The sequence below is a fragment of the Nocardioides panacisoli genome (genome assembly GCF_039537325.1).
In the GTDB taxonomy this organism is placed as follows: domain Bacteria; phylum Actinomycetota; class Actinomycetes; order Propionibacteriales; family Nocardioidaceae; genus Nocardioides; species Nocardioides panacisoli.
The window spans coordinates 31,728-55,819 of record NZ_BAABAH010000021.1 but is presented as its reverse complement, the minus strand read 5'-3'; the positions used below and the strand labels follow the sequence as shown (position 1 = coordinate 55,819).

22 protein-coding genes are annotated in these 24,092 nt (G+C 72.1%); 13 read left to right on the top strand and 9 right to left on the bottom strand.

Going from position 1 to position 24,092, the window contains the following annotated elements; all coding sequences use genetic code 11:
- Positions 1 to 9 precede the first annotated feature (9 nt).
- From ABD709_RS20310 to ABD709_RS20300, 3 genes are all read left to right on the top strand, one after another.
- On the top strand, positions 10 to 735 hold the full coding sequence (locus ABD709_RS20310; protein ID WP_344778885.1) for an ABC transporter ATP-binding protein: 726 nt from the start codon (positions 10 to 12) through the stop codon (positions 733 to 735).
- Positions 732 to 1,802 carry an ABC transporter permease gene (locus ABD709_RS20305; protein WP_344778884.1) on the top strand — a complete coding sequence of 357 codons (1,071 nt, stop codon included), beginning with the start codon at positions 732 to 734 and terminating at the stop codon, positions 1,800 to 1,802. The genes ABD709_RS20310 and ABD709_RS20305 overlap by 4 nt, the downstream gene beginning before the upstream one ends.
- Positions 1,803 to 1,877: 75 nt before the next feature.
- Entirely contained in the window at positions 1,878 to 3,860 is a 1,983-nt protein-coding gene (locus ABD709_RS20300) for a cation:proton antiporter domain-containing protein (RefSeq protein WP_344778883.1), read from the top strand.
- 56 nt (positions 3,861 to 3,916) lie between these two features.
- On the opposite strand, the gene ABD709_RS20295 is transcribed toward ABD709_RS20300, so the two are convergent.
- The 3 genes from ABD709_RS20295 to ABD709_RS20285 are packed head-to-tail and all read right to left on the bottom strand — an operon-like array spanning position 3,917 to position 7,443.
- Complete coding sequence (locus ABD709_RS20295) at positions 3,917 to 5,335, bottom strand: FHA domain-containing protein (RefSeq protein ID WP_344778882.1); 1,419 nt, start codon at positions 5,333 to 5,335, stop codon at positions 3,917 to 3,919.
- Between the two features lies 1 nt (position 5,336).
- Complete coding sequence (locus tag ABD709_RS20290; protein WP_344778881.1) at positions 5,337 to 5,789, bottom strand: hypothetical protein; 453 nt, start codon at positions 5,787 to 5,789, stop codon at positions 5,337 to 5,339.
- 37 nt (positions 5,790 to 5,826) lie between these two features.
- A complete protein-coding gene (locus ABD709_RS20285) occupies positions 5,827 to 7,443 on the bottom strand; it encodes an FAD/NAD(P)-binding protein (RefSeq protein WP_344778880.1) in 1,617 nt (538 codons plus the stop codon).
- 227 nt (positions 7,444 to 7,670) lie between these two features.
- Here ABD709_RS20285 and ABD709_RS20280 point away from each other — a divergent pair, with 227 nt between their 5' ends.
- Positions 7,671 to 8,480, top strand: coding sequence for a protein kinase domain-containing protein (locus ABD709_RS20280; RefSeq protein WP_344778879.1), 810 nt, complete (start codon positions 7,671 to 7,673; stop codon positions 8,478 to 8,480).
- Positions 8,481 to 8,552: 72 nt separating this feature from the next.
- Entirely contained in the window at positions 8,553 to 10,148 is a 1,596-nt protein-coding gene (locus ABD709_RS20275; RefSeq protein ID WP_344778878.1) for a hypothetical protein, read from the top strand.
- On the opposite strand, the gene ABD709_RS20270 is transcribed toward ABD709_RS20275, so the two are convergent.
- Together ABD709_RS20270 and ABD709_RS20265 are read right to left on the bottom strand one after the other, a co-directional pair.
- Entirely contained in the window at positions 10,129 to 10,950 is an 822-nt protein-coding gene (locus ABD709_RS20270) for a protein phosphatase 2C domain-containing protein (protein ID WP_344778877.1), read from the bottom strand. The two genes, ABD709_RS20275 and ABD709_RS20270, sit on opposite strands and share 20 nt — an antisense overlap.
- Positions 10,947 to 11,645, bottom strand: a complete 699-nt coding sequence (locus tag ABD709_RS20265) for a vWA domain-containing protein (RefSeq protein WP_344778876.1) — start codon at positions 11,643 to 11,645, stop codon at positions 10,947 to 10,949. Before ABD709_RS20265 ends, ABD709_RS20270 begins: the two co-directional genes overlap by 4 nt.
- A 115-nt stretch (positions 11,646 to 11,760) precedes the next feature.
- Here ABD709_RS20265 and ABD709_RS20260 point away from each other — a divergent pair, with 115 nt between their 5' ends.
- Complete coding sequence (locus ABD709_RS20260; protein WP_344778875.1) at positions 11,761 to 13,068, top strand: protein kinase domain-containing protein; 1,308 nt, start codon at positions 11,761 to 11,763, stop codon at positions 13,066 to 13,068.
- Between the two features lie 37 nt (positions 13,069 to 13,105).
- Entirely contained in the window at positions 13,106 to 14,836 is a 1,731-nt protein-coding gene (locus ABD709_RS20255) for a trypsin-like peptidase domain-containing protein (RefSeq protein WP_344778874.1), read from the top strand.
- On the opposite strand, the gene ABD709_RS20250 is transcribed toward ABD709_RS20255, so the two are convergent.
- Complete coding sequence (locus ABD709_RS20250; RefSeq protein WP_344778907.1) at positions 14,833 to 16,179, bottom strand: NAD-dependent malic enzyme; 1,347 nt, start codon at positions 16,177 to 16,179, stop codon at positions 14,833 to 14,835. The genes ABD709_RS20255 and ABD709_RS20250 overlap by 4 nt on opposite strands.
- A 111-nt stretch (positions 16,180 to 16,290) precedes the next feature.
- On the bottom strand, positions 16,291 to 17,220 hold the full coding sequence (ku, locus tag ABD709_RS20245; RefSeq protein WP_344778873.1) for a non-homologous end joining protein Ku: 930 nt from the start codon (positions 17,218 to 17,220) through the stop codon (positions 16,291 to 16,293).
- A 43-nt stretch (positions 17,221 to 17,263) separates the two neighbouring features.
- Between ku and lhgO the strand changes: the two genes are divergently transcribed.
- From lhgO to ABD709_RS20215, 6 genes are read left to right on the top strand one after another with little or no spacing between them, the layout of a single operon-like run.
- On the top strand, positions 17,264 to 18,424 hold the full coding sequence (gene lhgO, locus ABD709_RS20240; RefSeq protein WP_344778872.1) for an L-2-hydroxyglutarate oxidase: 1,161 nt from the start codon (positions 17,264 to 17,266) through the stop codon (positions 18,422 to 18,424).
- On the top strand, positions 18,421 to 19,359 hold the full coding sequence (gene ligD / locus ABD709_RS20235) for a non-homologous end-joining DNA ligase (protein ID WP_344778871.1): 939 nt from the start codon (positions 18,421 to 18,423) through the stop codon (positions 19,357 to 19,359). Before lhgO ends, ligD (ABD709_RS20235) begins: the two co-directional genes overlap by 4 nt.
- Positions 19,356 to 20,102, top strand: coding sequence for a hypothetical protein (locus tag ABD709_RS20230; RefSeq protein WP_344778870.1), 747 nt, complete (start codon positions 19,356 to 19,358; stop codon positions 20,100 to 20,102). The genes ligD (ABD709_RS20235) and ABD709_RS20230 overlap by 4 nt, the downstream gene beginning before the upstream one ends.
- A 4-nt stretch (positions 20,103 to 20,106) precedes the next feature.
- Positions 20,107 to 21,009 (top strand): non-homologous end-joining DNA ligase, encoded by a 903-nt coding sequence (gene ligD / locus ABD709_RS20225; protein ID WP_344778869.1) that lies wholly within the window; start codon positions 20,107 to 20,109, stop codon positions 21,007 to 21,009.
- Positions 21,010 to 21,043: 34 nt separating this feature from the next.
- Positions 21,044 to 21,760, top strand: coding sequence for an SDR family NAD(P)-dependent oxidoreductase (locus tag ABD709_RS20220; protein ID WP_344778868.1), 717 nt, complete (start codon positions 21,044 to 21,046; stop codon positions 21,758 to 21,760).
- 5 nt (positions 21,761 to 21,765) lie between these two features.
- Positions 21,766 to 22,839 (top strand): saccharopine dehydrogenase, encoded by a 1,074-nt coding sequence (locus ABD709_RS20215; RefSeq protein ID WP_344778867.1) that lies wholly within the window; start codon positions 21,766 to 21,768, stop codon positions 22,837 to 22,839.
- On the opposite strand, the gene ABD709_RS20210 is transcribed toward ABD709_RS20215, so the two are convergent.
- Positions 22,815 to 23,165 carry a hypothetical protein gene (locus ABD709_RS20210; RefSeq protein WP_344778866.1) on the bottom strand — a complete coding sequence of 117 codons (351 nt, stop codon included), beginning with the start codon at positions 23,163 to 23,165 and terminating at the stop codon, positions 22,815 to 22,817. The two genes, ABD709_RS20215 and ABD709_RS20210, sit on opposite strands and share 25 nt — an antisense overlap.
- A 46-nt stretch (positions 23,166 to 23,211) precedes the next feature.
- Positions 23,212 to 24,021 carry a PP2C family protein-serine/threonine phosphatase gene (locus ABD709_RS20205; protein ID WP_344778865.1) on the bottom strand — a complete coding sequence of 270 codons (810 nt, stop codon included), beginning with the start codon at positions 24,019 to 24,021 and terminating at the stop codon, positions 23,212 to 23,214.
- Positions 24,022 to 24,092: the final 71 nt, after the last annotated feature.

The following is a 24,092-nucleotide window of genomic DNA, read 5'->3' as shown; positions in this document are numbered from 1 at the left end:
TCCACGTTCGTGCCCGCGATCTCGGTCAGCGCTCTCACGAAGGCCTACGGCGACCTCGTCGCCGTCGCCGAGGTCGACCTGGTCGTCGACGACGGCGAGTTCTTCGGCGTGCTCGGTCCCAACGGCGCCGGAAAGACCACGCTCCTGGAGATGATCGAAGGACTTCGCAAACCGGACGGCGGCAGGGTCGAGGTGCTCGGCGAGCACGCGTGGCCGCGCAATCCGCGCCTCCAGCCGCGGATCGGCGTACAGCTGCAGTCGTCGGCGTTCTTCGAGCGACTCACCGCGCGCGAGCAGATCCGCACCTTCGCGGCGCTGTACGGCGTCGCGGCCGCCGCCGCGGACGGCTGGCTGGAGCGGGTCGGCCTGACGGAGAAGGCCGGCACCAGGGTCGAGGACCTGTCCGGTGGGCAGGCGCAGCGACTGTCCATCGCGTGCGCGCTGGTGCACGACCCCGACCTGGTCTTCCTCGACGAGCCCACGTCCGCCCTCGATCCGCAGGCGCGGCGCAACCTCTGGGACCTGTTGTCGAGCATCAACGACGCGGGCCGCACCGTCGTGCTGACGACGCACTCCATGGACGAGGCCGAGGCGCTCTGCGACCGGGTCGCGGTGATGGACCACGGCCGGGTCCTCGAGGTCGGCAGGCCGGCCGAGCTGGTCGCCGGCTCGGCGGGGGCGCGCAACCTCGAGGACGTCTTCCTCAGCCTGACCGGCCGGGAGTACCGCGCATGAGCAGCCGCTCCGCCTTCTGGGCGCTGTCGGCCGCGATCCTGCGCGGCTTCCTCCGCGACCGCGCCGCGGTCTTCTTCGCGGTGATCTTCCCGCTCATGTTCCTGGTGCTGTTCGGGGTGCTGCTCTCCAACCAGGACGCCTCGAAGGTCGACCTGATCGAGGTCGGCGAGGTGTCCCTGATCGACGACCTGCCCGACGGCGCGCGCGGGGCCTTCGACGACACCTTCGACGTCACGCACAGCGACGACCTGGACGCCGCGCTGGAGACGGTTCGCAAGGGCGACGCGGACGTCGTGGTGGAGCAGCGCGGCGACACCCTGGTCGCCCACTACACGCAGACCGAGCAGGTCAAGGCGGCGATCACCCAGAACACGCTGCGCGCCTTCGTCGACGGCGCGAACATCGCGGCGACCGGGCAGCCCCCGAAGTTCGGGTTCGAGTCCGACCGGGTCGAGGACGAGTCGCTGACCACCATCCAGTTCGTGACCCCGGGCCTCCTGGGCTGGGCGATCGCGATGAGCGCTGCGTTCGGCGCCGCGGCGACGCTCCAGGGCTGGCGCCAGTCCAAGCTGCTCCGCCGGCTGCAGCTGGCGCCGGTGTCGACGGGCACCATCGTCGGCGCCCGGGTCGGGGTCACCGTCGCGATCGCGCTCGGCCAGACCGCCATCTTCCTCGGTCTGGGAGCCGCCGCCTTCGGGCTCGAGCTCACCGGCGCAGCGTGGGTGGCGGTGCCGCTGGTCATCGTGGGGACGCTGTGCTTCATGGCGATCGGGCTGCTGGCGGGTGCCCTGGCGAAGTCCACCGAGGGCGCGGTGAACATGGCCAACTTCTTCGTGCTGCCGATGGCGTTCCTCAGCGGATCGTTCTTCCCGCTCGACGGCGCACCGCGATGGATCCGGGTGGTCTCCGACCTGCTCCCGCTCAAGCACCTCAACCAGGGGATGCTCGACGTGATGGTGCGCGGCCAGGGCCCCGGCGCGGCGCTGGCGCCGATGGGCATCCTCGCCGGCTTCGCGGTGGCGGTTACCGTGCTCGCGGCGCGCCTGTTCCGCTGGGAGACTGCCTGATTTCCGGCCCGCGGGGCCCGTCCCGAGCATTAGGGTCGGGACGCCGGTCAACCGTGTACGCCAAGGAGCCCCGCCATGTTCGACATCGCCGTGATCCTCGCTCAGCTGGCGTTGATCATCGTCGTGGCTCGCGTCGCGGGCGCCCTGGTCGCCAAGGTCGGGATCCCGCCGGTGGTCGGCGAGATCTTCGCCGGCGTCGCGCTCGGGCCGAGCCTGATCGGGCCGACCGCCAGCCAGCACCTGTTCCCGGCCGACACGGTGCCCTTCCTCTCGCTGCTCTCGAACGTCGGCCTGGTGCTGTTCATGTTCGTGGTCGGGCTCGAGCTCGACGTCGCGTTGATCCGCGGCCGGGAGCGCGTCGCGGCGTCGGTGTCGGTCCTGTCGATCCTGCTGCCGTTCAGCCTGGGCGTCGGGCTGGCCAACTTCCTCGACGACCTGCGTCCCGACGGCGTCGACTTCCTGCCCTTCGCGCTGTTCATGGGTGCCTCGATGTCGATCACGGCCTTCCCGGTGCTCGCACGGATCCTCACCGACCGGCGGATGCACCGCACCGAGACCGGCGGCATCTCCCTGGCCTGCGCGGCCACCGACGACGTACTGGCGTGGACGATCCTGGCCGTCGTCGTCGCGATCGCCGGCGGGGACACCCAGAGCGACCACGGCTGGCTGGTCTACCTCGCCATCCCGTTCGCCCTGCTCGCCATCTTCGTCGTGCGCCCGGCGCTCACGGTGCTCACCCGCATGTACGCCAAGGCCGGTGAGCTGACGCCGACCATCCTGTCGATCGTGCTGGTCGGGCTGCTGCTGTCCTCGGCGGCCACCGAGTACCTGCACATCCACTACATCTTCGGTGCGTTCCTCTTCGGCGCGATCATCCCGCACGAGCAGGCGGCCGCCCTGCGGCACGAGATCCTGGTCCGGCTCGAGCAGATCTCGGTGCTGCTGCTCCTGCCGGTCTTCTTCCTCATCTCCGGCCTCAAGGTGGACCTGCGCGGCCTCGACGCCCACAACCTGGTCCAGCTGGTCGCGATCCTGATGGTCGCGATCGTCGGCAAGTACGTCGGCGCCTACGTCGGCGCCCGCTGGGCCGGGGTCCCGCACTGGCAGTCCAACGCGCTCGGCATCCTCATGAACACCCGCGGGCTGACCGAGCTGGTCATCCTCAACGTGGGTCTCTCGCTCGGCCTGCTGAGCGTGGACCTGTTCACGATGATGGTCGTGATGGCGCTGGTGACCACCGTCATGACCGGGCCGCTGCTGGCCCGGGCCTACCCGCAGCGCCGGGTCGCGCGCGACATCGCCGAGGCCGAGCGGGCAGCCCTCGGGGAGGACATGGTCGATCGCGTCCTCGTCGTGAGCGGGCCTACGGGCGACGACAGGGCGGCGGTCGACTGCGCCGTGGCCATGCTCGCGGGCGCCCGGCCGGCCGAGATCGTGGTCGCCGACCTGCAGCCCCAGGGCCGGCTGCTCGAGGTCGGCAGCGGGCTCTCGGGCGAGCTCGCCGACATGGCGGCCGCGATGGAGCAGCAGGAGGGGCTCGTCCGACGCGGTCGCGAGCTCGGCATCCCCGTGCGTGTCATCGCGCACCCCAGTGCCGACGTCCAGCAGGACCTGGTCGAGCTCGTGGCGGCCATCGCTCCGCAGGGCCTGGTCCTCTGGGCCGACGACCCGACCCGCACCGCGGTGCTGGCCGCGGCCGAGTGCCCGGTCGCCGTGGTGCCGGTCGGGGCGGCGCCGCACGAGGGGGCCGTCCCGGTCGTCGTGCGCTTCGACTCCGGTGCCGACAGCGAGGCGGCGGTGGTGCTCGGGGCGCGGATCGCGGCCCGGACCGGCGCTGCTCTCGTGCTGGCCGGCGACAGCCGCCGGGTCGCGGGCATCCGGTCGTCGCTCGAGCGCCGCGGCGTGCGCCTGCTCGACAGCGCGGACGAGGCGCTGGCCCTCGTGGTCGCGCCGTTCGGGACCGACGGCGTGCTCACCGCCCGGGCGGAGGCCGACGCCGCGCCCGTCGACTTCGACGTCATCGAGCTCGGCACCCACGCCGAGTCGGCTCAAGCTTGAGCCGACTCGAGCTCGGCACCCACGCCGAGTCGGCTCAAGCTTGAGCCGACTCGGCGTTAGGAGCTGCTGCCGGCGTGGGTGTTGAAGGCCAGGGTGCGGTGGCCGATCCGGACCCGGGTCCCCTGGACCAGGATCTGCTCGGCACCCGGCGGCATCCGCACCCAGTCCGGGGTCTTCGGGACGTGCACGTAGGTCCCGTTCGTCGAGTTGTTGTCGACGAGGACGACGTCCCAGCCGCGCAGCTCGAGGCGGGCGTGCACCCGGGAGACCTCGTTGGACCGGTCGATGATCGGCAAGCCGCGGAAGTCCCCGGAGCGGACCCGCTCGTCGGACTCGGGGTCGCGGCCCAGGAGGTAGGGCCGGTCCAGCTGGAAGACCGACCCGTCGTCGAGGACGACGACACCGAGCGGCGGCCGCGGCCCGTTCACCAGGACGGGAGTCTGCTGGACCATGTTGATCCCGCAGACCGCGCAGAAGAGCTGCCGCGGGTCGTTGAAGTGGCGGTTCTTGCAGTAGACCCCGCGGACCTGCTCCTGCGGGTGGCTGTGGTCGACGACCTGACTGGCGTCGTCGACGATCGGGAGCGGCTCGAAGTCGTCGTCGTCGACGTCGCCGAGCAGCACCGACTGGAACTGGACCTGCTCGTCGGCCGGGACGGGGGGAAGCGGACGGCCGGCGGGCGCCGCCGCGGCCTGCTGCGGCGGCGCGGGTGCCGGCGGGGTGGGTGCGGCAGGAGGCGCTGCGGGCGGCTCGGCCGCCTGCCAGTCGGGGACGAACGCCGGTGGCGCGGCAGCGTCCGGCTCGGGCGCAGGGGCCTGGACGGGCGGAACGACGACGGCGGCCGACTCCTCGACCTCGGACAGGCGTGAGCTGATCGAGTCGGCGAGCGGTCCGGCGGGCACCGGCGGGTGGCTGCCGGTGTCGGCCATCTGGTCGACGTCGGGGCCGGTGACCGACTCCACGACCGCGGGGGCCTCGGCGGCCGGGGCAGCCGCGACGTCACCGGCGGGAACGGCGACGGCCGAGGCCGCCACGACGCCGCCGTCGAGGCGGTACGGCGACCCGTCGGCCGGCGCCGTCGCGCCGGGAAGGGTCACCGTCACCGAGTCGATCGGCCACGGGATCAGCCGCTCGACCCAGGCCAGGGAGTCGGCGCCGCTGATCCGCTCCCCGTCGATCGTCACGGTCACGTCACCGTCCACGAACACGGCGAGGCCGGTCGTGTGCGGCGCGAGCGCCGCGAAGCCGGGGGACTCCTCCACGGCGGTCGAGAGCATCAGCGCATAGCCGCGAACCAGCTGGCGGCCCTGGCCGCCGTTCGCGGCGACCATTGCGGCGTGGTCGACGTAGGGCCGCACCACGTCCGGGTCGGTCGAGGCGACCAGCAGGAGGACCGGTCCCAGCCGGGCCAGCGTGCCGTCGCCTCCGCCGGGGACGACGGTCGCCCCGGCCCACTCCGCAGCCGAATGCTTCACGTCACACGATCCTTCCACCGAAGAAGCGCCACCGGATGAACGGGACGCGCATCGGGCCGTTGGTCCACAACCAGATGATCAGCCAGATCACCGAGAAGTCGATGAAGAACGCCCAGAACACCGACGCGGGGAAGTTCTCGCCGTCGATGCCGGGGATCCAGCCCTCGTCGAGGAACAGCCACACGAGGGCGCCCTCGTTGATCGCGGTGATGAGGCCGAACATCGTCGGCCAGTCCTTCTCCCAGCGGAACTGCTGGATGAGGTGGTAGACGAGCTCCCAGAGCACGCCGAGCACGAGCACGGTCGCGAGGATCAGGTAGGTGACCTTGTAGCTCTCGCCGTCGAAGCCGAACGGCCCCGGGAGCAGCGGGGTGAGGACGAAGGTGATCGCGCTCCCGAAGACGACGAGCATGAAGATCCGGGTCTGGATCCGGCCGTTCAGGGTCGGCAGCATCAGCAGGCTCCTGTTCTCGCGACGACGTCCGGGCGGCTCACGGCGCGCTCCCCAGGAGCCACTTCCACCACTGCACGGTCGAGCGCACCGGCCCGATCCGCTTGCCGAACCCGTTGCGGGCCAGGTCCTGGTAGATCTCCTGCGCAGCGACCTGCAGGCCGAGGAAGGTGTCCACGCCGGGGAAGTAGCCGCCGAGGGTGGAGGACCCCGAGGCGTACATGATGCCGTTGCCGGACCGGGTGCCCTTGAGCTCGAAGGTCCGCTCGACGTCGAGCCGGCCGACCGGGTTGCGGCCCGCGCCGCCGTGCTCGAGCAGGTCCTTGAGCAGGCGGTGCTCGGCGATGTCGGCCTCGAGTCCCGTGCAGTCGATCACGAAGTCGACCTCGACCGGGACGGTGCCGTGCTGGGTGCGGACCTGGTTGACGATCCGCTCCCCGTTGGGCTGCATGTCGTCCACGGTGCCGACCACCACGTTGTACCAGCCCTCGCGCCGGCCCTGCTTCATCTGCTTCTGCCACAGCTTCCGGTACGGCGTGTTGGTGCCGCCCATCCGCTTGTAGAGCTCGGCCCGCTGCTCGCCCTCCAGCTTGCGCACCTGCGCCTTGAGCTGGCCGCCCCACACGGACTTCGGGTAGTTGAACCCCTGGTAGGCCCAGCCGTTGTCGCCGCGGCGGCGCATGAACATGCGTGGCTTGCCCCCGCCCGGCCGCGGGTCCTCCTCGTTGCCGTAGCCGTCGTTGGGGCCGTGGTAGTAGGTGCGGAAGAGGTGCACGATGTTGGTCTGGGCGCCGTGCAGCAGCCGGTCGTCCATCAGCCGCTGCAGCACCCGGGCCGCGACGATGCCGCCACCACGGACCAGCACGGTGCTGGGGTGCTGCATGAGCCGCTCGTAGACGTGCTCGTGCGCCTCGTAGGCGTTGACGATGTGGCGGTAGTCGTTGTGCTCGGTGCGGTACTTCTGGAGCTCGGGCAGGAACTTGAGCCCGGGGTAGCCGACCGCGAGGTGGACGAACTGCGACCGGAACGCCACCCGCTTCGTCGCCGACGCGCCCTCGGGCGGGGTCAGGATCGTGAAGTAGCCCCCGCCGTAGCGGCGGCGGACGATGCGGACCAGGCCCTTGACGAGCATCTCGTGGTAGCCGATCCGGTTCGCCTCGCGCTCGAGCTGGGTGAAGACCTCGCCCGCCTTCGGCGTGTAGTAGTCGTGGAAGATCGGCTCGGCGAACAGCTGCCAGAGAACGTTCAGCTTGAACCGCCGGGTGCCCTCGGCGAAGCCGTAGGACGGGAACCCCCAGATGTTGTCGGGCCGCGACGCGGAGTCCGAGCGCAGCCGCTCCGGTCGGGGCACCTGGGACACCCGGGTCAGGTACTCGTAGGTCTGCCACGGCTGGTCGAGCGCCGACAGCACCCTGATCTGGCTGGTCGGCACCCCGGCGATCCGCAGGTAGTCGACCGTCACGAAGCTGCCGATGCCGCCGCCGATCGTGACGAACGGGATGTCCACGATCGGGATGCCCGCGGCGGCGACCATCTCGTCGGTCCAGAAGTCGGTCGCGAGCATCTGGTCGGTGAGGTCACCGGTGATGGCCTGCGCGGGCAGGTAGGTGCCGGGGTCCGTGGTCGGCACCACGGACGCTGCGGAAGGCTCGATCATCGGGCGCTTGCCTCCTCGGTGTGAGTGCGTCGGGAACGCTAACACCGCTTCCCCCCTTCTGCGGGCGGGAATCGGAGCACGACCTGCCTGGTCCCGGAATTCATCCTTTGGGACGGCGAGGTGGGGCCTGGTGCCGCGTTTCGATGGGGCGGAGCGGTGGCACGTGACATGCTGACTCGGTCACCGGCGGAGGTGACCGAGGGTGACGGAGACAGCCTGGAGGAAGAGTGCAGGGGATCGCGGACTACGAGTTCATCCGCCCGCTGGGCGAGTCGAACTACGGCACCAACTACCTCGCGAACACGCCGGCACGGCTCGGGATCGCCGCCGACCAGGTCGTCGTGAAGGTCATCGCCGGGCCCACGTCCGACGACGCCTTCCGGAGGGCCACCCGCGAGCTGAAGCACTTCAGCGTCGCGGACAGCGACCGGCTGGTCGCCGTGTACGACGCCGGTCGGCACGGCGGCGCCTTCTACTACGCGATGGAGTACCTGCCCATGGGCTCCCTCGAGAAGCCCAACGTGCCCCTCGACCCGCGGCAGTCGGTCGACGCCGTCCGGGACGCGGCCCTGGCGGCTCACGCCCTGCACGAGCGCGGCATCGCGCACCGTGACATCAAGCCCGCGAACATCCTCATCGCCGAGGACGGCGGGCGGCTCGCCGACCTCGGCCTCTCCCAGCTGCTCAGCCCGGGCATGGTGATGACCGGCCTCGGCAAGATCGGCCTGGAGTACACCGACCCCTCGATCATGCTGGGCGCCCAGGCGTCCCGGGCCAGCGACATCTGGTCGCTCGGCGCCTGCCTGCACTTCGCGCTCACCGGCCGCGGGGTGTACGGCGAGCTGCAGAGCACCGAGCCGCTGCTGCTGGTGCGGTCGATCCTCGCCTCGCAGCCGGCCCTGGCGGCGGACCTCCCGCCCGCCGCCCGGGACCTGATCGCCGACTGCCTCGACGCCGACGTGGCCAAGCGGCCGCGCACCGCGGCCGAGGTCGCCGAGCGCGCGTCGGGGGTGGCCGCCACGCTCGCGGCGGTGTGAGCGGGGACCCCGGCCGACCTCTACGATTCCTGTGTTCCGGTGCGGAGGCACCGGGTCGAGATGGAGAACGCGATGGAACTGCACGAGAGCCTCTACGCCCTGGGCATGAGCCAGGGGCGGGAGCTTTTCAACGACGCCGACAGCCTCCGCGGGGCGCTCGACGACTACCTCGACGAGGACAGCGCGTCGACCGGTGACATCAACCTGCTCGTGGACGCGGTCCGGCTCGGCGCCTTCCAGTCCATGAACACCATGCTCGACTCCGGCGCCACGCCGGACCGTGCCGTCGCCGAGGCGGGCGCCCGGCTCGCCCGCGACCGCGGCAGCGCCGACGTGGGCGGCGCCCAGTGGGCCCTCGCCGTGCTCGGCTACGCCATCGGCAAGGTGTCCGACGAGCAGGTCCGTCGCTACCGCACCCAGCACATGTCCGCCCCGCAGCCGCCGCAGCCCGGTGGCGCGCCCACGGCGCTCCCGCCCCAGGCCGGGCCGGCGGTCCCGCCCGTCGGCCAGCGTCCCGCGGACTCCGGTCCGCAGCAGACCGCCCCGGTGTGGCCGAGCTCCGGTGGTCAGGGGGCCTCGGGGGCGCCCGCCCCGTCGCCGGTCGGCGCCGGCTCGGGCGGCGTTCCGTCGTACGGTCCTCCCGGCGGCTTCGGCTCGTCGGCACCGGTCCCGCCTGGGCGCAAGCGGAGCCCCCTCGTGGGGATCCTGGTCGGGCTGGTCGCCCTCATCGTCGTGGTCGGCGTCGTCGTCGTCGTGATCGCGGTCAACCAGGGCGGCGGCTCCGGCGGCAGCGACGACCCGAGCGCGGGAGACAGCAGCAGCGAGGGCGTCGACGTCTCGCCCGACGCGATCAACGAGCGCTACCAGAGCGTGAGCACCGACATCGCCACGGGCGCCGCCATCACCTCGTGCACCGCCGCCGACACGCTCGCCGCCGGGGAGACCGAGAAGATCGACTGCGACACCGAGAACGGCAAGCTCCAGCTGACGACCTACCAGAGCGAGCAGGGGATCGACCAGAGCCGCACCCGGGTCGTGGACTACAAGGACGAGGGCCAGCTCTCCGACCCCGTCGACTCCGGCTACTTCTACCTCTACGACCCGAGCAACGCCGAGGACCCGAGCCGCAAGGTGGCCGAGCTCTACTGGGACAGCAAGTCGGGCCTGCAGACCGCGCTGCTCACCGCCGGCGACGGGGTGACCTCCGACCAGCTGGTGAACACCTGGAAGGCGACGAACCCGACCGTCGACGAGCCCACCGAGCTCTACGCACCCCAGCTGCAGGCGTTCGCGACCCGGTTCAGCATCCGCCGCTGCGAGCGGATCCCCACCCTCTACGGCGGGGAGCTCGAGGAGGCGGAGTGCGCCCACAACGGCAACCACGTGTGGGTGGCGCAGTTCAGCAGCGACCACGACTTCAAGACCTACCGGGCGCTGGCGAAGAAGCTGGCGAAGCAGGACGGCAACATCGTCGACCGCTACTGGTGGAACACCAACGACTCCTCCCAGACCGAGCAGGGCAAGATCTACGGCTACATCGACGAGAGCGGCAACGGTGTCCTCTACGCCGACTACGCCTCGTGCCTGTGCTACTTCCAGGCCTACGACAACGGCGAGGGCGACCCCAACGCCATCAGCGGCCAGTACTTCAGCTCAGGTGAGTCCTGACCAGGATCGCCATCGTCGTGTCGTCGCCGCCCACCTGGGCAGGCTCCTCGAGCCACTCGGGGAGCTGGTCGCGCACCCAGTCCAGGCCGCGGCTGCGCCCGAAGTCGACCAGCTGCTGACCGGTCTGACGCCACCAGCCGTCCGCGTCGACCCGTGAGCCGCCGAAGCCGTCGGAGCACAGGAACGCGAGCACGATCTCCTCGACCCGCGCGTCGACGACGCTCACGCGGAGCGAGCGCAGCGGGTCCGGCTGGACCAGCGAGCTGGTGCGGACCCCGTCGAGGTCCGGGTCGTCGGGCAGCGGCCGGCTCGCCTCTCCGCGCGCGTCGACCATGACCGTGTCGCCGTCCCCGATCTGGAGGAAGACCATCAGGTCGCCGGCCACGGCGGCGGCCAGCAGCGTGGTCCCGTAAGGCCGCAGCGGGTCGTCGGCCGCGCCCCCCGTGGTGAGCTCGGCCTCGCTGAACGGGTTGGCCTCGCGGTGGTGGGCGACCTTGGTCCGCCAGGTCTCCACGATCGAAGCCGCGGCCGCGGTGACGATCTCGTCCGCGGTGGCCGGGTCGGTCAGCCGGGGGACGACGCGCCGCAGCTCCTCGACGGCGCTGACCGCGGCGAGCGCCGCCCCGGTGTCGCTGCGGAAGTGCAGCCGGTGGCCGTGGCCGTCGGCCACCGCCACGACGGCCGCGTCGCCCTCGCTCCAGGTGAGGACGGCGTCCTGGATGGGGAGTCCGTCGCGCACGTGCACCGAGCCGATCCGGGAGCCGGACAACGTGGTCCAACCCCCAGGCGCACCGGCGGTCATCCCAGCGTGCTCCAGACCGGGTCGCCGATCGGGTTCGGCGGCAGAGCGGTCAGCCCGCCGCCGCCGACGACGGGCCGGGACGCCACCTTGCTGGCGGCCTTGGAGGCCCAGACGATGTACTCCACCAGCTGCTCGGGGTTGTCGGCCCGCAGCAGCGGGATGTCCTCGTCGCCGATGAAGCGCCGCAGCGAGTGCATGTCGGCGTCGCGGCCGACACCGAGCGCGAGCCGGATCGCCGTCGCGCCCCACCGGTTGTTGAGCAGCGCCTGCAGGCCCTCGGCGAAGGTCGTGCCGCTGCTCTGGGTGGGCCGCCCGTCGGAGACCAGGATGATCGCCGGCGGGTAGGCGCTCGCGGACTCGTCGAGCTCGTCGAGCTTCGCGGCCAGCGCGGTCAGTGCGCTGCCGAGCTCGGTGAACCCGCGCGGCACCGCCTCGAGGCGCTCCCAGTGGACGTTCTCGACGGGCGTCGGCTCCTCGATCACCCAGCGCGGCTCGTTGGCGAACGCCAGCACCCGGATCAGCAGCTCGGCGTGCGGGTTGGCGCGGGCCTCGTCGCGCAGCTGGGGGAGGACCTCGGTGATCGCGTTGTTGAGGGCCTGGATCCGTCCGCCCCGGTTCATGGAGCCGGAGACGTCCAGCACGAAGATGAAGTGCAGCGGCTTGCGTGCCAGTGCACCACCCAACCGGTCGCTCATGTGCAGCTCCTCCAGCCCCATCGGTTTCGATCTCCGCAGGGGAGTCGAGGCTATACATTGTCACGTACCCACGGGCGTGGACAGGCGAACACGAGCAACGAGGAGGGCCTGACGGATGGTCCTGGGCGAGGGCACCGAGGTCGACCTCGGTCCGCTGGGCCACGCCCGGGTGACCGGCCTGCTCGGACAGGGCGGCCAGGGCTACGTGTTCGAGGTACGCCGGGACACCGGTGAGCCGCTCGCGCTGAAGTGGTACAAGCCCGAGAGCGCCACCGGCGAGCAGTACCAGGAGATGCAGCAGCTGGTCGAGATCGGCTCGCCCCACGACCGCTTCCTCTGGCCGCTGAGCATGGCCCGGGTCCCGTCCGAGCCGAGCTTCGGCTATGTGATGCACCTGCGGCACCCGCGGTTCCTCGAGCTCAGCTTCCTGCTGCTCAACACCGACCGCGACGGCAAGCCGCTCGACGTCTCCTTCTCGTCGATCATCGAGCTCTGCCGGCAGCTCAGCTTCAGCTTCCTCCGGCTGCACGCGCGGGGGCTCTGCTACCGCGACATCTCCTTCGGCAACGTCTTCTTCGACCCGTCGAACGGCGACGTGCTGATCTGCGACAACGACAACGTCGGCATCGACAACGGCACCGGGCGGGTGCTCGGGACGCCGTACTTCATGGCGCCGGAGGTGGTCCGCGACACGACCTACCGCACGCTGCCGAACACCGACACCGACCGGCACTCGCTGGCGGTGCTGCTGTTCTACTCGCTGTTCCTCGGGCACCCGCTGGAGGGCAAGCGCACCGACGCGGGGGTGCGCGACGCGCACTGGCTGATGACCCACTTCGGCACCGACCCGGTGTTCTGCATGGACCCCGCGCGCGACGACAACCGGCCCTCGGAGATCGTGCAGCAGTACTGGGGGATCTACCCGCAGTTCCTCCGGGACCTGTTCGTCCAGGCCTTCGTCGACGGGATGCAGCGGCCGTCCGCCCGGATCACCGAGGGTCAGTGGATCAAGGCGATGGACCGGCTGCGCGACGGACTGATGACCTGCGCCCAGTGCGGCACCACGAACTTCTGGAGCATCGGCGAGCCGAATCTCACCTGCTGGCACGACGGCGCGTCGCTGCGTCCGCCGTACCTGCTCGACGTCGGACGGCGCAGCATCGCGGTCAGCCCGCAGGCGACGATCCGGTCCGACCACCTCTCGTCGGGTGTGGACCGCCCGACCGTGCTGGCGCGGGTCCGCCGGCACCCGCAGGACGAGGCCCGGTGGGGTCTCACGAACGACTCCGACACCGGCTGGCCGGTGGCCTATCCCGGCGGCCAGGACCTGCAGCTGGCGCCCGGGCAGACCGTCGAGCTGGTGTCGGGCACGCGGATCCAGATCCGCAACGCCACCGTCAACGTACGGCGCCCACCGGCGTGACCCGGTCCGCGCGCAACCCGTCGATAGTCTGAACGGCATGTCTCCGCTGGTCGTCCGCGTCGACGGGCGGGTCCTCCGGCTCGACCAGGACAGGGTGATCCGGATCGGCCGCGCCATCGAGGCCGACATCGTGCTGACCGCCGGATCGGTGTCGCGGCTGCACGCGGAGCTGCGGCCGGTCGGTGGCGTCTGGGTGCTCGTCGACACCGGCAGCCAGTTCGGGACCTACGTCGAGGGCCGGCCGGTGCGCGAGCTGCGGATCACCGGCCCGACCGTCATCCGGTGCGGCCCCGAGGCGCCGGGAGCGACGCTCACCGTCATCCCGGAGGAGATGGCGGAGCTCGAGCCGGCCCACGCCCCGGCGGCCCCGCCGTCGGCGGCTCCGCCCACCGGACCGCCGCCGGGCGCGCCGCCGGCCTCGATGCCGCTTGCCGACGACCCCACCCGGCCGCCCCCGCCGCCGGGTCAGCGGCCGCCCGGCCCGCGCGCGCAGCTGCCGCCGCCCGAGTGGGACCAGACGCAGGTCTTCGCGCCGCAGCCGGCCGCGCCGGTCGCGCCGGGTGCGCCGCCGCCGGCGCGCTCCGGGCCGGACCTGCTCGTGGTGGCGGACGGCCGCGAGCACCGGTTCCGCCATCCCGCGCTCATCACCGTGGGCCGCCAGCCCGCGTCGGTCGTGCAGATCGCGGACCCCGCCTGCTCGCGCGACCACGGCCGGGTCTCGGCCGTCCCGGGAGGCTGGGTCTACACCAACGTCTCCAACGAGGGCACCTTCCGCGACGGCCGCCGGATCGGTACGACGACCTTCGACGACCGGCTCGACCTCCGGCTGGGCCACCCCGTCGCCGGACCGAGGCTGACCCTGGTCCCCATCCTCTCGGCGTGGGAGGAGGAGCGCCGGATCGCCCGGCGGCGCCGCAACCGGGTCCTGAAGTGGGCCGGCGTCGCGCTCGCCGCGCTGGTGGCCGCCGCGGTGCTGGTGGTGGCGGCCGTCGTCGTGACGAACAAGCTGGTCGACGGGGGCGGCGGTGACGGCACCGCCGGGGGACAGCCCGAGCTGACCTCGTCCGAGCTCGAGTCGGCCAAGGCGGCGGTCGTGAAGATCACCGCGCAGAGCTACCAGCTGGACGATCCGGCCAAGTCGCTGTTCGAGTACGGCGGCTCCGGGTCCATCATCCGGTCCGACGGCCTGATCCTCACCAACGCCCACGTCGCCGCCCCGGAGGCGGACGGGTTGGTCGAGCAGTACGGCGAGCAGGCGGCGATCGCCGACCCCGACTACCTGCTGATCTCGGTCACCGACGGGATGACCGACACGACCTCGGCGCCGCTGTACCGCGCGCGGGTCGTCTCTGCCGACGGGCACCTCGACGTCGCGGTCATCCAGATCTACGCCAACGCCGACGGCAGCGACCTCGACGGGCCGCTGGACCTGCCCACCGTGGACGTCGGCGACTCCTCCGACCTGCGGTCCGGCGACCCCGTGACCGTTCTCGGCTTCCCCGGCGTCTCGGAGTCCAAGGACACCGTCACCGTCACCAGCGGCGGCATCGCGACGCTGGTCCACGACGACCAGGGCGAGGTCGTGGAGTTCGACACCACCGCGCGGATCTCGCCCGGCAACTCCGGCGGGATGGCGATCGACGACGACGCGAACCTGATCGGCGTGCCGACGGCGATCCTCAACGACTCCGGTGTGACGAGCGGACGGATCCGTGCGATCGACGTCCTCAAGGGTGTGATCCAGCAGGCCGAGGACTCGACCGGCTAGTGCTCCGCGCCCCGGATCGCGGCGGCCACCGCGTGGTGCACGTCCGGGTGGAACACCGTGGGGATGATGAAGCTGGCGTTGAGCTCCTCGTCGCTCACGACGTGGGCGATGGCGTTGGCCGCGCGCAGCATCATCTCCGTCGTGACGTCGGTCGCCCGGGCGTCGAGCAGGCCGCGGAAGACTCCCGGGAACGCGAGCACGTTGTTGATCTGGTTCGGGTAGTCCGACCGTCCGGAGGCCACCACGGCGGCGTGCTTCGCCGCCTCCACCGGGTCGACCTCCGGGTCGGGGTTGGCGAGCGCGAAGACGACGGGGTCGGCTGCCATGTCCTCGATCCACTCCGGCTGCAGGACGCCCGGACCGCTGACGCCGATGAAGACGTCGCGCCCGGCCAGGACGGACTGCAGCGGGCCGCGGACCCGGCCCGGGTTCGTGATCTCCGCGAGCGCCCGGTGCGCGGGGGAGAGGTTCTCGTCGCCCGCGCACAGCGCACCTTCGCGGTCGCACACGACGACGTCCCGGACACCGGCCGCGAGCAGGAGCTTGACGATCGCCGTACCGGCGGCACCGCCACCGGCCACGGTCACCGAGATCCCGGAGATCTCCTTGCCGACGACCCTGAGCGCGTTCGTGAGGGCCGCCAGGACGACGATCGCCGTGCCGTGCTGGTCGTCGTGGAACACGGGGATGTCGAGCCGCTCGCGCAGCCGGGCCTCGACCTCGAAGCACCGCGGAGCCGCGATGTCCTCGAGGTTGATGCCGCCGAAGCCGGGCGCGATCAGCTCGACGGTGCGGACGATCTCGTCGGTGTCCTGGCTGTCCAGGCAGATCGGCCAGGCGTCGATCCCGCCGAACCGCTTGAACAGCGCGGCCTTGCCCTCCATCACCGGCAGCGCGGCGCCGGGACCGAGGTTGCCGAGGCCGAGCACGGCCGAGCCGTCGGTCACGACCGCGACCGAGTTGCCCTTGATCGTGAGCCGGGAGACGTCCTCGGGGTGCTCGGCAAGGGCGAGCGAGACCCGGCCCACGCCGGGCGTGTACGCGAGCGAGAGGTCGTCGCGGGTCCGGAGCGGCACCTTCGAGGCGATCTCGATCTTCCCGCCGAGGTGGATGAGGAACGTCCGGTCGCTGACCTTGTGCACCTCGACGCCCTCGATGGCCGCGACCGCGGCCTGCAGCTCGCCCGCGTGGCTCGCGTCGGCCGCGGAGCACGTGACGTCGACGACCAGCCGGTCGTGGCTCGAGTCGGCGACGTCGATCGCCGTCACCATGCCGCCGGCGGCCGCGATGGCGGTGGCGACCTCGCCGACGACGCGCTGGTCGGGCGCGGTGTGCAGGCGCATGGTGATGGAGTACGACGACGCGGTGGCGGTTCTCGTGGTGGTCACCCCACGACTATCGCGCTGGCCCGGGGTTACCCGGAAGTCGAACAGGTGTCAGGGTCGGGCCATCCGTCAGCTGGCCTTGCGAGCGGTCTTCTTCGCGGCGGTCTTCTTGGTGGTGGACTTCTTCGCCGCGGCCTTCTTGGCGGGCGCCTTCTTGGCGGTCTTCTTGGCGGGCGTCTTCCTCGCCGGCTTCTTGTCGTGCGCGCCGGCGTCGTCGGAGCTCTCGCCTCGCGCGGTCTTCGCCGCGTCGACGGAGCGCTGCAGCGCCGCGAGCAGGTCGACGACCTCGCCGCCCGTCTTGGTCGACGTGGGCGTCCGCTGGATCTCACCACCCTCGATCTTCGTCTTGACGACCTCCTCGACCGCCGCGGCGTAGTCGTCCTCGAACTCCGCCGGGTCGAAGTCGCCGGCGAGGGTCTCGACGAGCATCTGCGCCATCTTGACCTCGGCGTCCTTGACCTCGCCGGTCTCCACGTTGAAGTCGGGCTTGCGGATCTCGTCGGGCCACATCATCGTCTGCATGACGATGACGTCGTCGCGGACCCGCAGCACCGCGGTCGTCGTGCGCTGCCGCAGCGCGACGGTCACGACCGCCATCCGGTCGGCCTCGACCAGCGCCTGGCGGAGCAGGGCGTAGGGCTTCGCGCCGCTGGCCTCCGGCTCGAGGTAGTAGCTCTTCTCGAACAGCAGCGGGTCGATCTGGTCGCGCGGGACGAACTTCTCCACGGCGATCTCGCGGGACGACGTGGTCGGCAGCTGGGCGAGGTCCTCGTCGGTGAGGACGACCATCTCGCCGTCCTCGGTCTCGTAGCCCTTGGCGATGTCGGCGTAGGCGACCTCCTCGCCGTCGATCGAGCAGACCCGCTGGTACTTGATCCGCCCGCCGTCCTTGGCATGGACCTGCCGGAACGCCACGTCGTGGCTCTCGGTGGCGGAGTAGAGCTTCACGGGCACGCTGACCAGCCCGAAGGAGACGGCGCCCTTCCAGATCGCTCGCATGGCCCCAGCGTACGGCGCACCACCGACCTGCCACCATGATCGCGTGCCCGAGCAGACCTACGGCGTCGTCGGCGGCGGCATCGTCGGCCTCGCGGTCGCCCGCGAGCTCACCCGTCGCAGGCCCGGCTCGCGCGTCGTCGTCCTCGAGAAGGAGGACCGGGTCGCGGCGCACCAGAGCGGGCACAACTCCGGCGTCGTGCACGCGGGGATCTACTACCGGCCGGGCAGCCTCAAGGCCGAGCTGTGCGCCCGGGGCCGGGTCCTGGTCCGCGACTACTGCGCCGAGCACGACCTGCCCTACGTCGAGTGCGGCAAGCTCGTCGTCGCCGTCGACCGGGACGAGATGGGCCGGTTCGACGCCCTCGAGCGGACCGCGACCGCGAACGGCGTACCCGGCCTGCGCAGGATCGGCCCGGCGGAGATCCGCGACGTCGAGCCGCACGCGACCGGCCTCGCGGCCCTGCACTCACCACACACCGCGATCACCGACTACCCGGCGATCGCCCGGCAGCTCGCGCGCGACGTCGAGGCGGCAGGCGGCTCGGTGCTGCTCGGCACCGAGGTCACCGCCGTCCACCGCTCGGGCCGCGGCAGCCGGTTCCAGGTCGAGACCGACCACGGCATCCAGCACGTCGACCACCTGGTCGTCTGCGCCGGCCTGCGGGCGGACCGGGTCGGGCGACCCCTGGACGGGCAGGAGGGCCCGCGGATCGTGCCGTTCCGCGGTCAGTACCTCGCGGTCCCCGGCCCCAAGCACGAGCTGGTCCGCGGCATGGTCTACCCGGTGCCCGACCCCCGCTACCCGTTCCTCGGGGTGCACTTCACCCGCCGGGTCGACGGCGGCCTGGAGATCGGCCCCAACGCGCTGCTCTCGCTCCAGGGCCTCGCGCACACGGTGTCCTGGCCGGGGTTCTGGCGGATGGCGCGCAGCCACTGGCGCACCGGGCTGGCGGAAGTGCGTGGCGCGCTGTCGACCACGGCCTACCTGCGCGCGGCCCGTCGCTACGTCCCCGAGATCGGGCCCGAGGACGTCGTCCGTGCCGGGTACGGCGTCCGCGCCCAGGCGGTCGACCGCGACGGCAGCCTGGTCGACGACTTCCGGATCGTCCGGGCCGACGGCGTGACCAGCGTCCGCAACGCGCCGTCGCCGGCTGCCACCAGCTCGCTCGCGATCGCCGAGCACGTGGTGGGATCGATGCCGTGACGACCCTGCGCCCGATGCTCGCGACCCCCGGCACCCACGTGCCGGCGGGCGAGGAGTGGCGGCACGAGGTCAAGTGGGACGGCGTTCGCGCCCTCGCCGACGTCGACGGCGCCGTGACCCTCACCAGCCGGAACAGCAACCGGATCACCGCCGCCTGGCCCGAGCTGCTCACGCCGCCGGCCGGCCACGCCGACCTGCTGCTCGACGGCGAGATCATCGCGCTCAACGAGCGCGGGCTGCCGGACTTCCGGGTCCTCGCCGAGCGGATCCACGTCCGCAAGGCCGGGCAGGTGGCCCGGCTCGCCGAGCGGGTACCGGCGACGTACATGGTCTTCGACCTGCTCCGGCTCGACGGCCGGGACCTGACCGGGCTGCCGCTCGCCGAGCGCCGCGCCCGGCTGGAGGGCCTCGACCTGGGTGCGTCGGGCTGGCAGGTGCCGGCGACGTACGACGACGGCGGCATGCTGTTCGACGCCACGAAGGCGCAGGGCCTCGAGGGCATCGTCAGCAAGCGCACGGACTCGACGTACCGGCCGGGGGAGCGCACGCACAACTGGCTGAAGTTCGCGCACCGCCACCGCGCGTCGTACGTCGTCGGCGGCTGGCGCCCGCAGACCGGGACCAGCGACCGGCTCGCCTCGCTGCTCGTCGGCGAGCCGGCCGAGGACGGCCTGCACTACCGGGGCCGGGTCGGCAGCGGCATCGGGCCGCGTCAGTCCCGCGTCCTGGCCGAGCTCGTCGCGCCGCTCGCGCGGGCCGCAAGCCCGTTCGTCGACGAGGTGCCCCGGGTCGACGCCCAGGGGACGCACTGGTTGGAGCCTGTGCTCGTGGTGGACGTCGAGACCCACGGGGCCGGCTACGAGCGGCTGCGGCAGCCGGCCTTCCAAGGGGTCCGGTCCGACGTCTCGCCGGAGGATCTAACGTGGAGCCCATGACACGCGGGCGAGCAGCACTGCTGTGGGCGATCGTCCTGCTCGCCACCGCACTCCTGTGCGCCCCGCCCGCTGATGCGAAGCCGACGGCGCCGGAGCCTGCGCGACTCCGTGCGGCCGGCGCCGGGACGGTGACGCTCGGCGGCGTGCACGTCGACCTCCGGTCCGGCACCCGCCAGGTCGTCACCGTCAACCACGCCAGCGGTTACCACGCGCGGGTGACGTTCTGGGTCCGCCGGCACCACCGCTGGCACCATGTGTTCAGCGCCGCCGACGGCCGGATCGGGTACGGCGGGCTGGTCGAGCGCAAGGAGCGCCACCAGGGCACCGGCACCACCCCGCTGGGCACGTTCGGTATCCCGTTCGTCTTCGGCATGCACCCGGAGCGGCGCGTCTGGGACGTCCCCTACCGTGAGGTGCGGGCCGGCGACTACTGGGTCGAGGACAACGGCTCACGTTTCTACAACCGGTTCCGGGACAAGCGCCTTCGCGGGTTCCGCTGGTGGCTCCCGGCGAGCGACGAGAACTCCTCGGAACGGCTGCGCGACTACCGCGACCAGTACGAGTGGTCCTTCGTGCTCGACTTCAACTGGAACCAGGTGCGGCACCGCGGCGCCGGCATCTTCCTGCACGTCAACGGGTCCGGGGCCACCGCCGGCTGTGTGAGCGCGCCGCGGTGGTTCGTCCACCGGCTGGTCCAACGGGTCCACAACGACGAGCTGCCGGTCGTCGCGATCGGTAGGTGAGCAGGTGACCGAGTCCCAGGACGTGCACGTCGACGTCGGGGGCCGCACCCTCAAGCTCTCCAACCTGCAGAAGGTCCTCTACCCGCAGACCGGCACGACCAAGGGCGAGGTCCTCGACTACTACGCCCGGATCGCGCCCGTGCTGCTGCCCCACCTGGCCGGCCGCGCGGTGACGCGGATCCGCTGGCCGCACGGCGTCCAGGACATGAGCTTCTTCGAGAAGAACGCGCCGGCGGGCACGCCCTCGTGGGTGCACACCGCCGAGGTGCCCACCACCGGGTCGCGGGGCACGAGCAGGCACGGCGACACGCTCGTGTTCCCCATCGTCGACGACCTCGCCACGCTGATGTGGCTGGTCAACCTCGCGGCGCTCGAGCTCCACGTCCACCAGTGGACCGTCGACGACGACGGCGAGCCGCTCGGCGCGGACCGGCTCGTGATCGACCTGGATCCCGGCGAGCCCGCCGGACTGCACGAGTGCTGCCAGGTCGCGCTGCTCGCCCGGGACGCGCTGGCCGAGCGCGACCTCGAGGCCCGGCCGGTCACCAGCGGCAGCAAGGGCCTGCACCTCTATGCCACCCTGCCCGAGCGGCTCGCACCCGACCGGGCCAGCGAGCTGGCCAAGGAGGTCGCCGAGGAGATGCAGGCGGCGTACGGCGACCGGGTCACCGCCACGATGACCAAGGCCAAGCGGCGGGGCAAGGTGTTCTTCGACTGGTCCCAGAACGCCGGCTCCAAGACCACCGTCTCGCCGTACTCGCTGCGCGGTCGGGAGCGCCCCACCGTCGCCGCCCCGCTGACCTGGGAGGAGGTCGAGGCCGGCGCGGAGGACGAGCTCGGCCTCGACCAGCTCACCTTCACCGAGGTGCTCGAGCGCGTCGACGAGCACGGCGACCTCTTCGCCTGACCGCGCCACCCGGTCGTGCGCCAGGATGGCGCCCATGAGTGACACGACCCCGACGGAATCCGGTCCTCCGCCCGTCGTCGTGGTCGTCGGCGCGGGCCCTGGCGTCGGCGCGTCCGTCGCCAGGCGCTTCGCGCGGGAGGGCTACGCCGTCGGCCTCGTCGCACGCAACGCGGAGCGGCTCGCCGCGATGGCGCAGGCCGTGCGCGACGAGCACGGCGTGCCGGCTGCGAGCCGGAGCGCGGACGCGACCGACCCCGCCCAGGTACGTCGCGCCGTCCGGGAGCTGACCGAGGAGCTGGGCCCCGCGACGGTCCTGTGCTTCACCCCGTTGCCCGACGTCGGCCTGATCCGTCCCGTCCTGCAGACCTCGGCCGAGGACCTCCTCGCCTCCCTCAGCCTGAGCGTGGGCGGAGCGGCGGCTGCGGTCGAGACGGTCCACCCGCAGATCGAGGCCCGGGGAGGAGGCTCGCTGCTGTTCACCACCGGAAGCGGAGCGCTCCGTCCCCACCCGGACCGAGCGGCCAGCGCTGTCACGACGACGGCGGTCGCGACGTACATCGAGCTGCTCCACCGAGCGCTCGAGGGCACGCCGGTCCGCGTCGGGCACACCACCATCGTCGGGCCCATCGGCTCCGGCCCGGACGCCCACCACCCGGACCGGGTCGCCGAGGACCTGTGGTCGCACCACACCGGCGCGGCCGACACCCCGGCGACCGTCCTTCAGCTGCCCGATCCACCAGTGACATCCTGACCCGCATGCAGCCTGTCCACGTGTGGATCCGGTCCGAGGTCCGCAACACCGAGCGGCGCGCCCCCGTCGTGCCCGCCGACGTCCCGACCTTGCTCGACGCCGGGTTCGAGGTGAGCGTCGAGGAGTCACCCCAGCGGGTCTTCGCCATCGACGAGTACGCCGCGGCCGGGGCGACCGTCGTGCCCGAGGGCACCTGGACCGACGCGCCCCGGGACGCCTACGTCCTCGGGATCAAGGAGCTCCCCGACGACCCCGCGTCGCTGTGCCACCGGCACATCTACTTCGCGCACGCCTTCAAGGGCCAGCAGGACGCCGAGCGCACGCTGGAGAGGTTCCACCGGGGCGGAGGCGAGCTGCTCGACATCGAGTACCTCGTCGACGAGAACGGCCGGCGGGTGGTCGCGTTCGGCTACTGGGCCGGCTACGTCGGTGCCGCCCTCGGCCTCCTGCACCTGGCCGGCAGGTTGAGGCCACCCCTGGCCCCGATGGCCAAGCACGAGCTCGACGCGGAGCTGGAGGAGGTCCGGAAGAACGGGGCCGACCGGCTGCTGGCACTCGTGACCGGTGCGCGCGGCAGGTCCGGCCGCGGTGCCCAGGCGGCGCTGCTGACGGGCGGGGTGCCGGTCACCCGGTGGGACCGTCAGGAGACGCAGGACCTGCACAAGCAGGCGCTCCTCGGTCACGACCTGCTCGTGAACTGCGTGGTCACGCACACCCCGACGACCCCGTTCGTGGAGCGGGCCGACCTGGACCACGAGCGCCGCCTCCGGGTGCTCGCCGACGTGACCTGCGACGTCACCGGCCCCACCAACATGCTGCCGGTGAACACCGAGATCACCACGTGGGAGGAGCCCGTGCGGCACCTGCACGACGGCACCGCGGACCACGCCGCCGCACCGTTGGAGGTCATCGCGATCGACAACCTGCCGTCGCTGCTCCCGCGCGAGGCGAGCGAGGGGTTCAGCGCCGACCTGACCCCGCACCTGCTCGGGCTGGCGGACGAGGGCGGACCGTCAGGCCCGTGGCGGGCGGCGGCCCGTGCCTTCGACGAGGCTCAGGGCCGACGGCGCATGGCGTAGACGTCGAACTCGGCGACCGGGCCGGGGGAGGAGCCGCCGTCGGCTGCGTTCATCGGGCCGCCGTCGATCTCGTCGAGGGTGGCGTCGATGAGCAGCTGGAACTCCGGGGACGGGTTGGTGACCCGCTGCGGCGTGGGGTCGACCCGCCAGCCGGCGCGGCCGAGTTCGTTGAGCACGCCGACCAGGTTGGTGTTCTTCTCGGCCACGAACCCCTCGAACCCGTCAGCCGCCTCGACGAGGTAGACCGGTCGGGTCACGGCGAGCGCGACGTCGTCGTACAGCGGCACCCACAGGCGCGCGTACTCGTACGTCTTGCTCCTGGTCACGCCTCCAGCATAGGACCGCGACCCCCGGAGGTTCGTTGCGATTTCGTCACGCCGAGCGCAGCGGTCGGATCCCGGCCGGGTCGACGACGTTCGCGAGGTCGGTCGCCGCGCCGAGCACGCTCCCCGTCCCGACCACGGGCTCGGCGTCCACCACGTCGGCCACGACGACGGTCACGTTGTCCTGACTGCCGCCGTCGAGGGCCGCCTCGACGAGGTTCCACGCTGCGTCGGCCCGCTCCGGCAGCGTGCCGAGCACGGCCAGCGCGGAGTCGGGCAGCACGTCGGTGAGGCCGTCGGTGCAGAGCAGCAGCCGGTCGCCGGGCTGCAGGTCCAGCCACTGCAGGTCGGGCTCGGGGGTGGTCGTCGCGTCGACGGCGCGCAGCACGATGTGCTTGTACGGCGAGACCGCGGCCTGCTCGGGCGTCATCCGCCCGGCATCCACCATCTCCTGCACGAGCGTCTGGTCCTTGGACAGCTGGCGGATCGCGCCGTCGCGGATCAGGTAGGCCCGTGAGTCACCGACCTGCGCCAGGCCGAACCGCTGCCCGTCGGTCAGCACGGCGGTGAGCGTCGTCGCCATGCCCTGGCGCTGGGGGCTCATCACGACACCGTCGGTGAGGTGGTCGTGCGCCTCGGAGATGGCGCGGCCGAGCACCTGCAGCGGGTGGTGGCCCGGGTGGGCGAGCGCTCGCGCGCTGACGACGTACGCCGTCGTGGCCGAGGCGACCTCGCCGGCGGCCGCGCCGCCGACGCCGTCGGCGACGCACAGCAGGTAGGGACCGGCGAACCCGGAGTCCTCGTTGTTGTCGCGGACGCGCCCGGTGTCGCTCAGTGCGTCGTAGCGGAACTGCAGCATGGGCCCTCACCCCTCAGGGGAAATGGTGCCGCAACCGGCTGTGAAACGTCTGTGAATCGCCGGGGAAGCTC

Coding starts and splice junctions, on each gene's coding strand:
- ABD709_RS20305 (WP_344778884.1), top strand. CDS start 732: ATGAGCAGCCGCTCCGCCTTCTGGGCGCTGTCGGCCGCGATCCTGCGC.
- ABD709_RS20300 (WP_344778883.1), top strand. CDS start 1,878: ATGTTCGACATCGCCGTGATCCTCGCTCAGCTGGCGTTGATCATCGTC.
- ABD709_RS20290 (WP_344778881.1), bottom strand. CDS start 5,789: ATGCTGCCGACCCTGAACGGCCGGATCCAGACCCGGATCTTCATGCTC.
- ABD709_RS20285 (WP_344778880.1), bottom strand. CDS start 7,443: ATGATCGAGCCTTCCGCAGCGTCCGTGGTGCCGACCACGGACCCCGGC.
- ABD709_RS20275 (WP_344778878.1), top strand. CDS start 8,553: ATGGAACTGCACGAGAGCCTCTACGCCCTGGGCATGAGCCAGGGGCGG.
- ABD709_RS20270 (WP_344778877.1), bottom strand. CDS start 10,950: ATGACCGCCGGTGCGCCTGGGGGTTGGACCACGTTGTCCGGCTCCCGG.
- ABD709_RS20265 (WP_344778876.1), bottom strand. CDS start 11,645: ATGAGCGACCGGTTGGGTGGTGCACTGGCACGCAAGCCGCTGCACTTC.
- ABD709_RS20260 (WP_344778875.1), top strand. CDS start 11,761: ATGGTCCTGGGCGAGGGCACCGAGGTCGACCTCGGTCCGCTGGGCCAC.
- ABD709_RS20255 (WP_344778874.1), top strand. CDS start 13,106: ATGTCTCCGCTGGTCGTCCGCGTCGACGGGCGGGTCCTCCGGCTCGAC.
- ABD709_RS20250 (WP_344778907.1), bottom strand. CDS start 16,179: ATGCGCCTGCACACCGCGCCCGACCAGCGCGTCGTCGGCGAGGTCGCC.
- ku (WP_344778873.1), bottom strand. CDS start 17,220: ATGCGAGCGATCTGGAAGGGCGCCGTCTCCTTCGGGCTGGTCAGCGTG.
- ABD709_RS20230 (WP_344778870.1), top strand. CDS start 19,356: ATGACACGCGGGCGAGCAGCACTGCTGTGGGCGATCGTCCTGCTCGCC.
- ABD709_RS20220 (WP_344778868.1), top strand. CDS start 21,044: ATGAGTGACACGACCCCGACGGAATCCGGTCCTCCGCCCGTCGTCGTG.
- ABD709_RS20215 (WP_344778867.1), top strand. CDS start 21,766: ATGCAGCCTGTCCACGTGTGGATCCGGTCCGAGGTCCGCAACACCGAG.
- ABD709_RS20205 (WP_344778865.1), bottom strand. CDS start 24,021: ATGCTGCAGTTCCGCTACGACGCACTGAGCGACACCGGGCGCGTCCGC.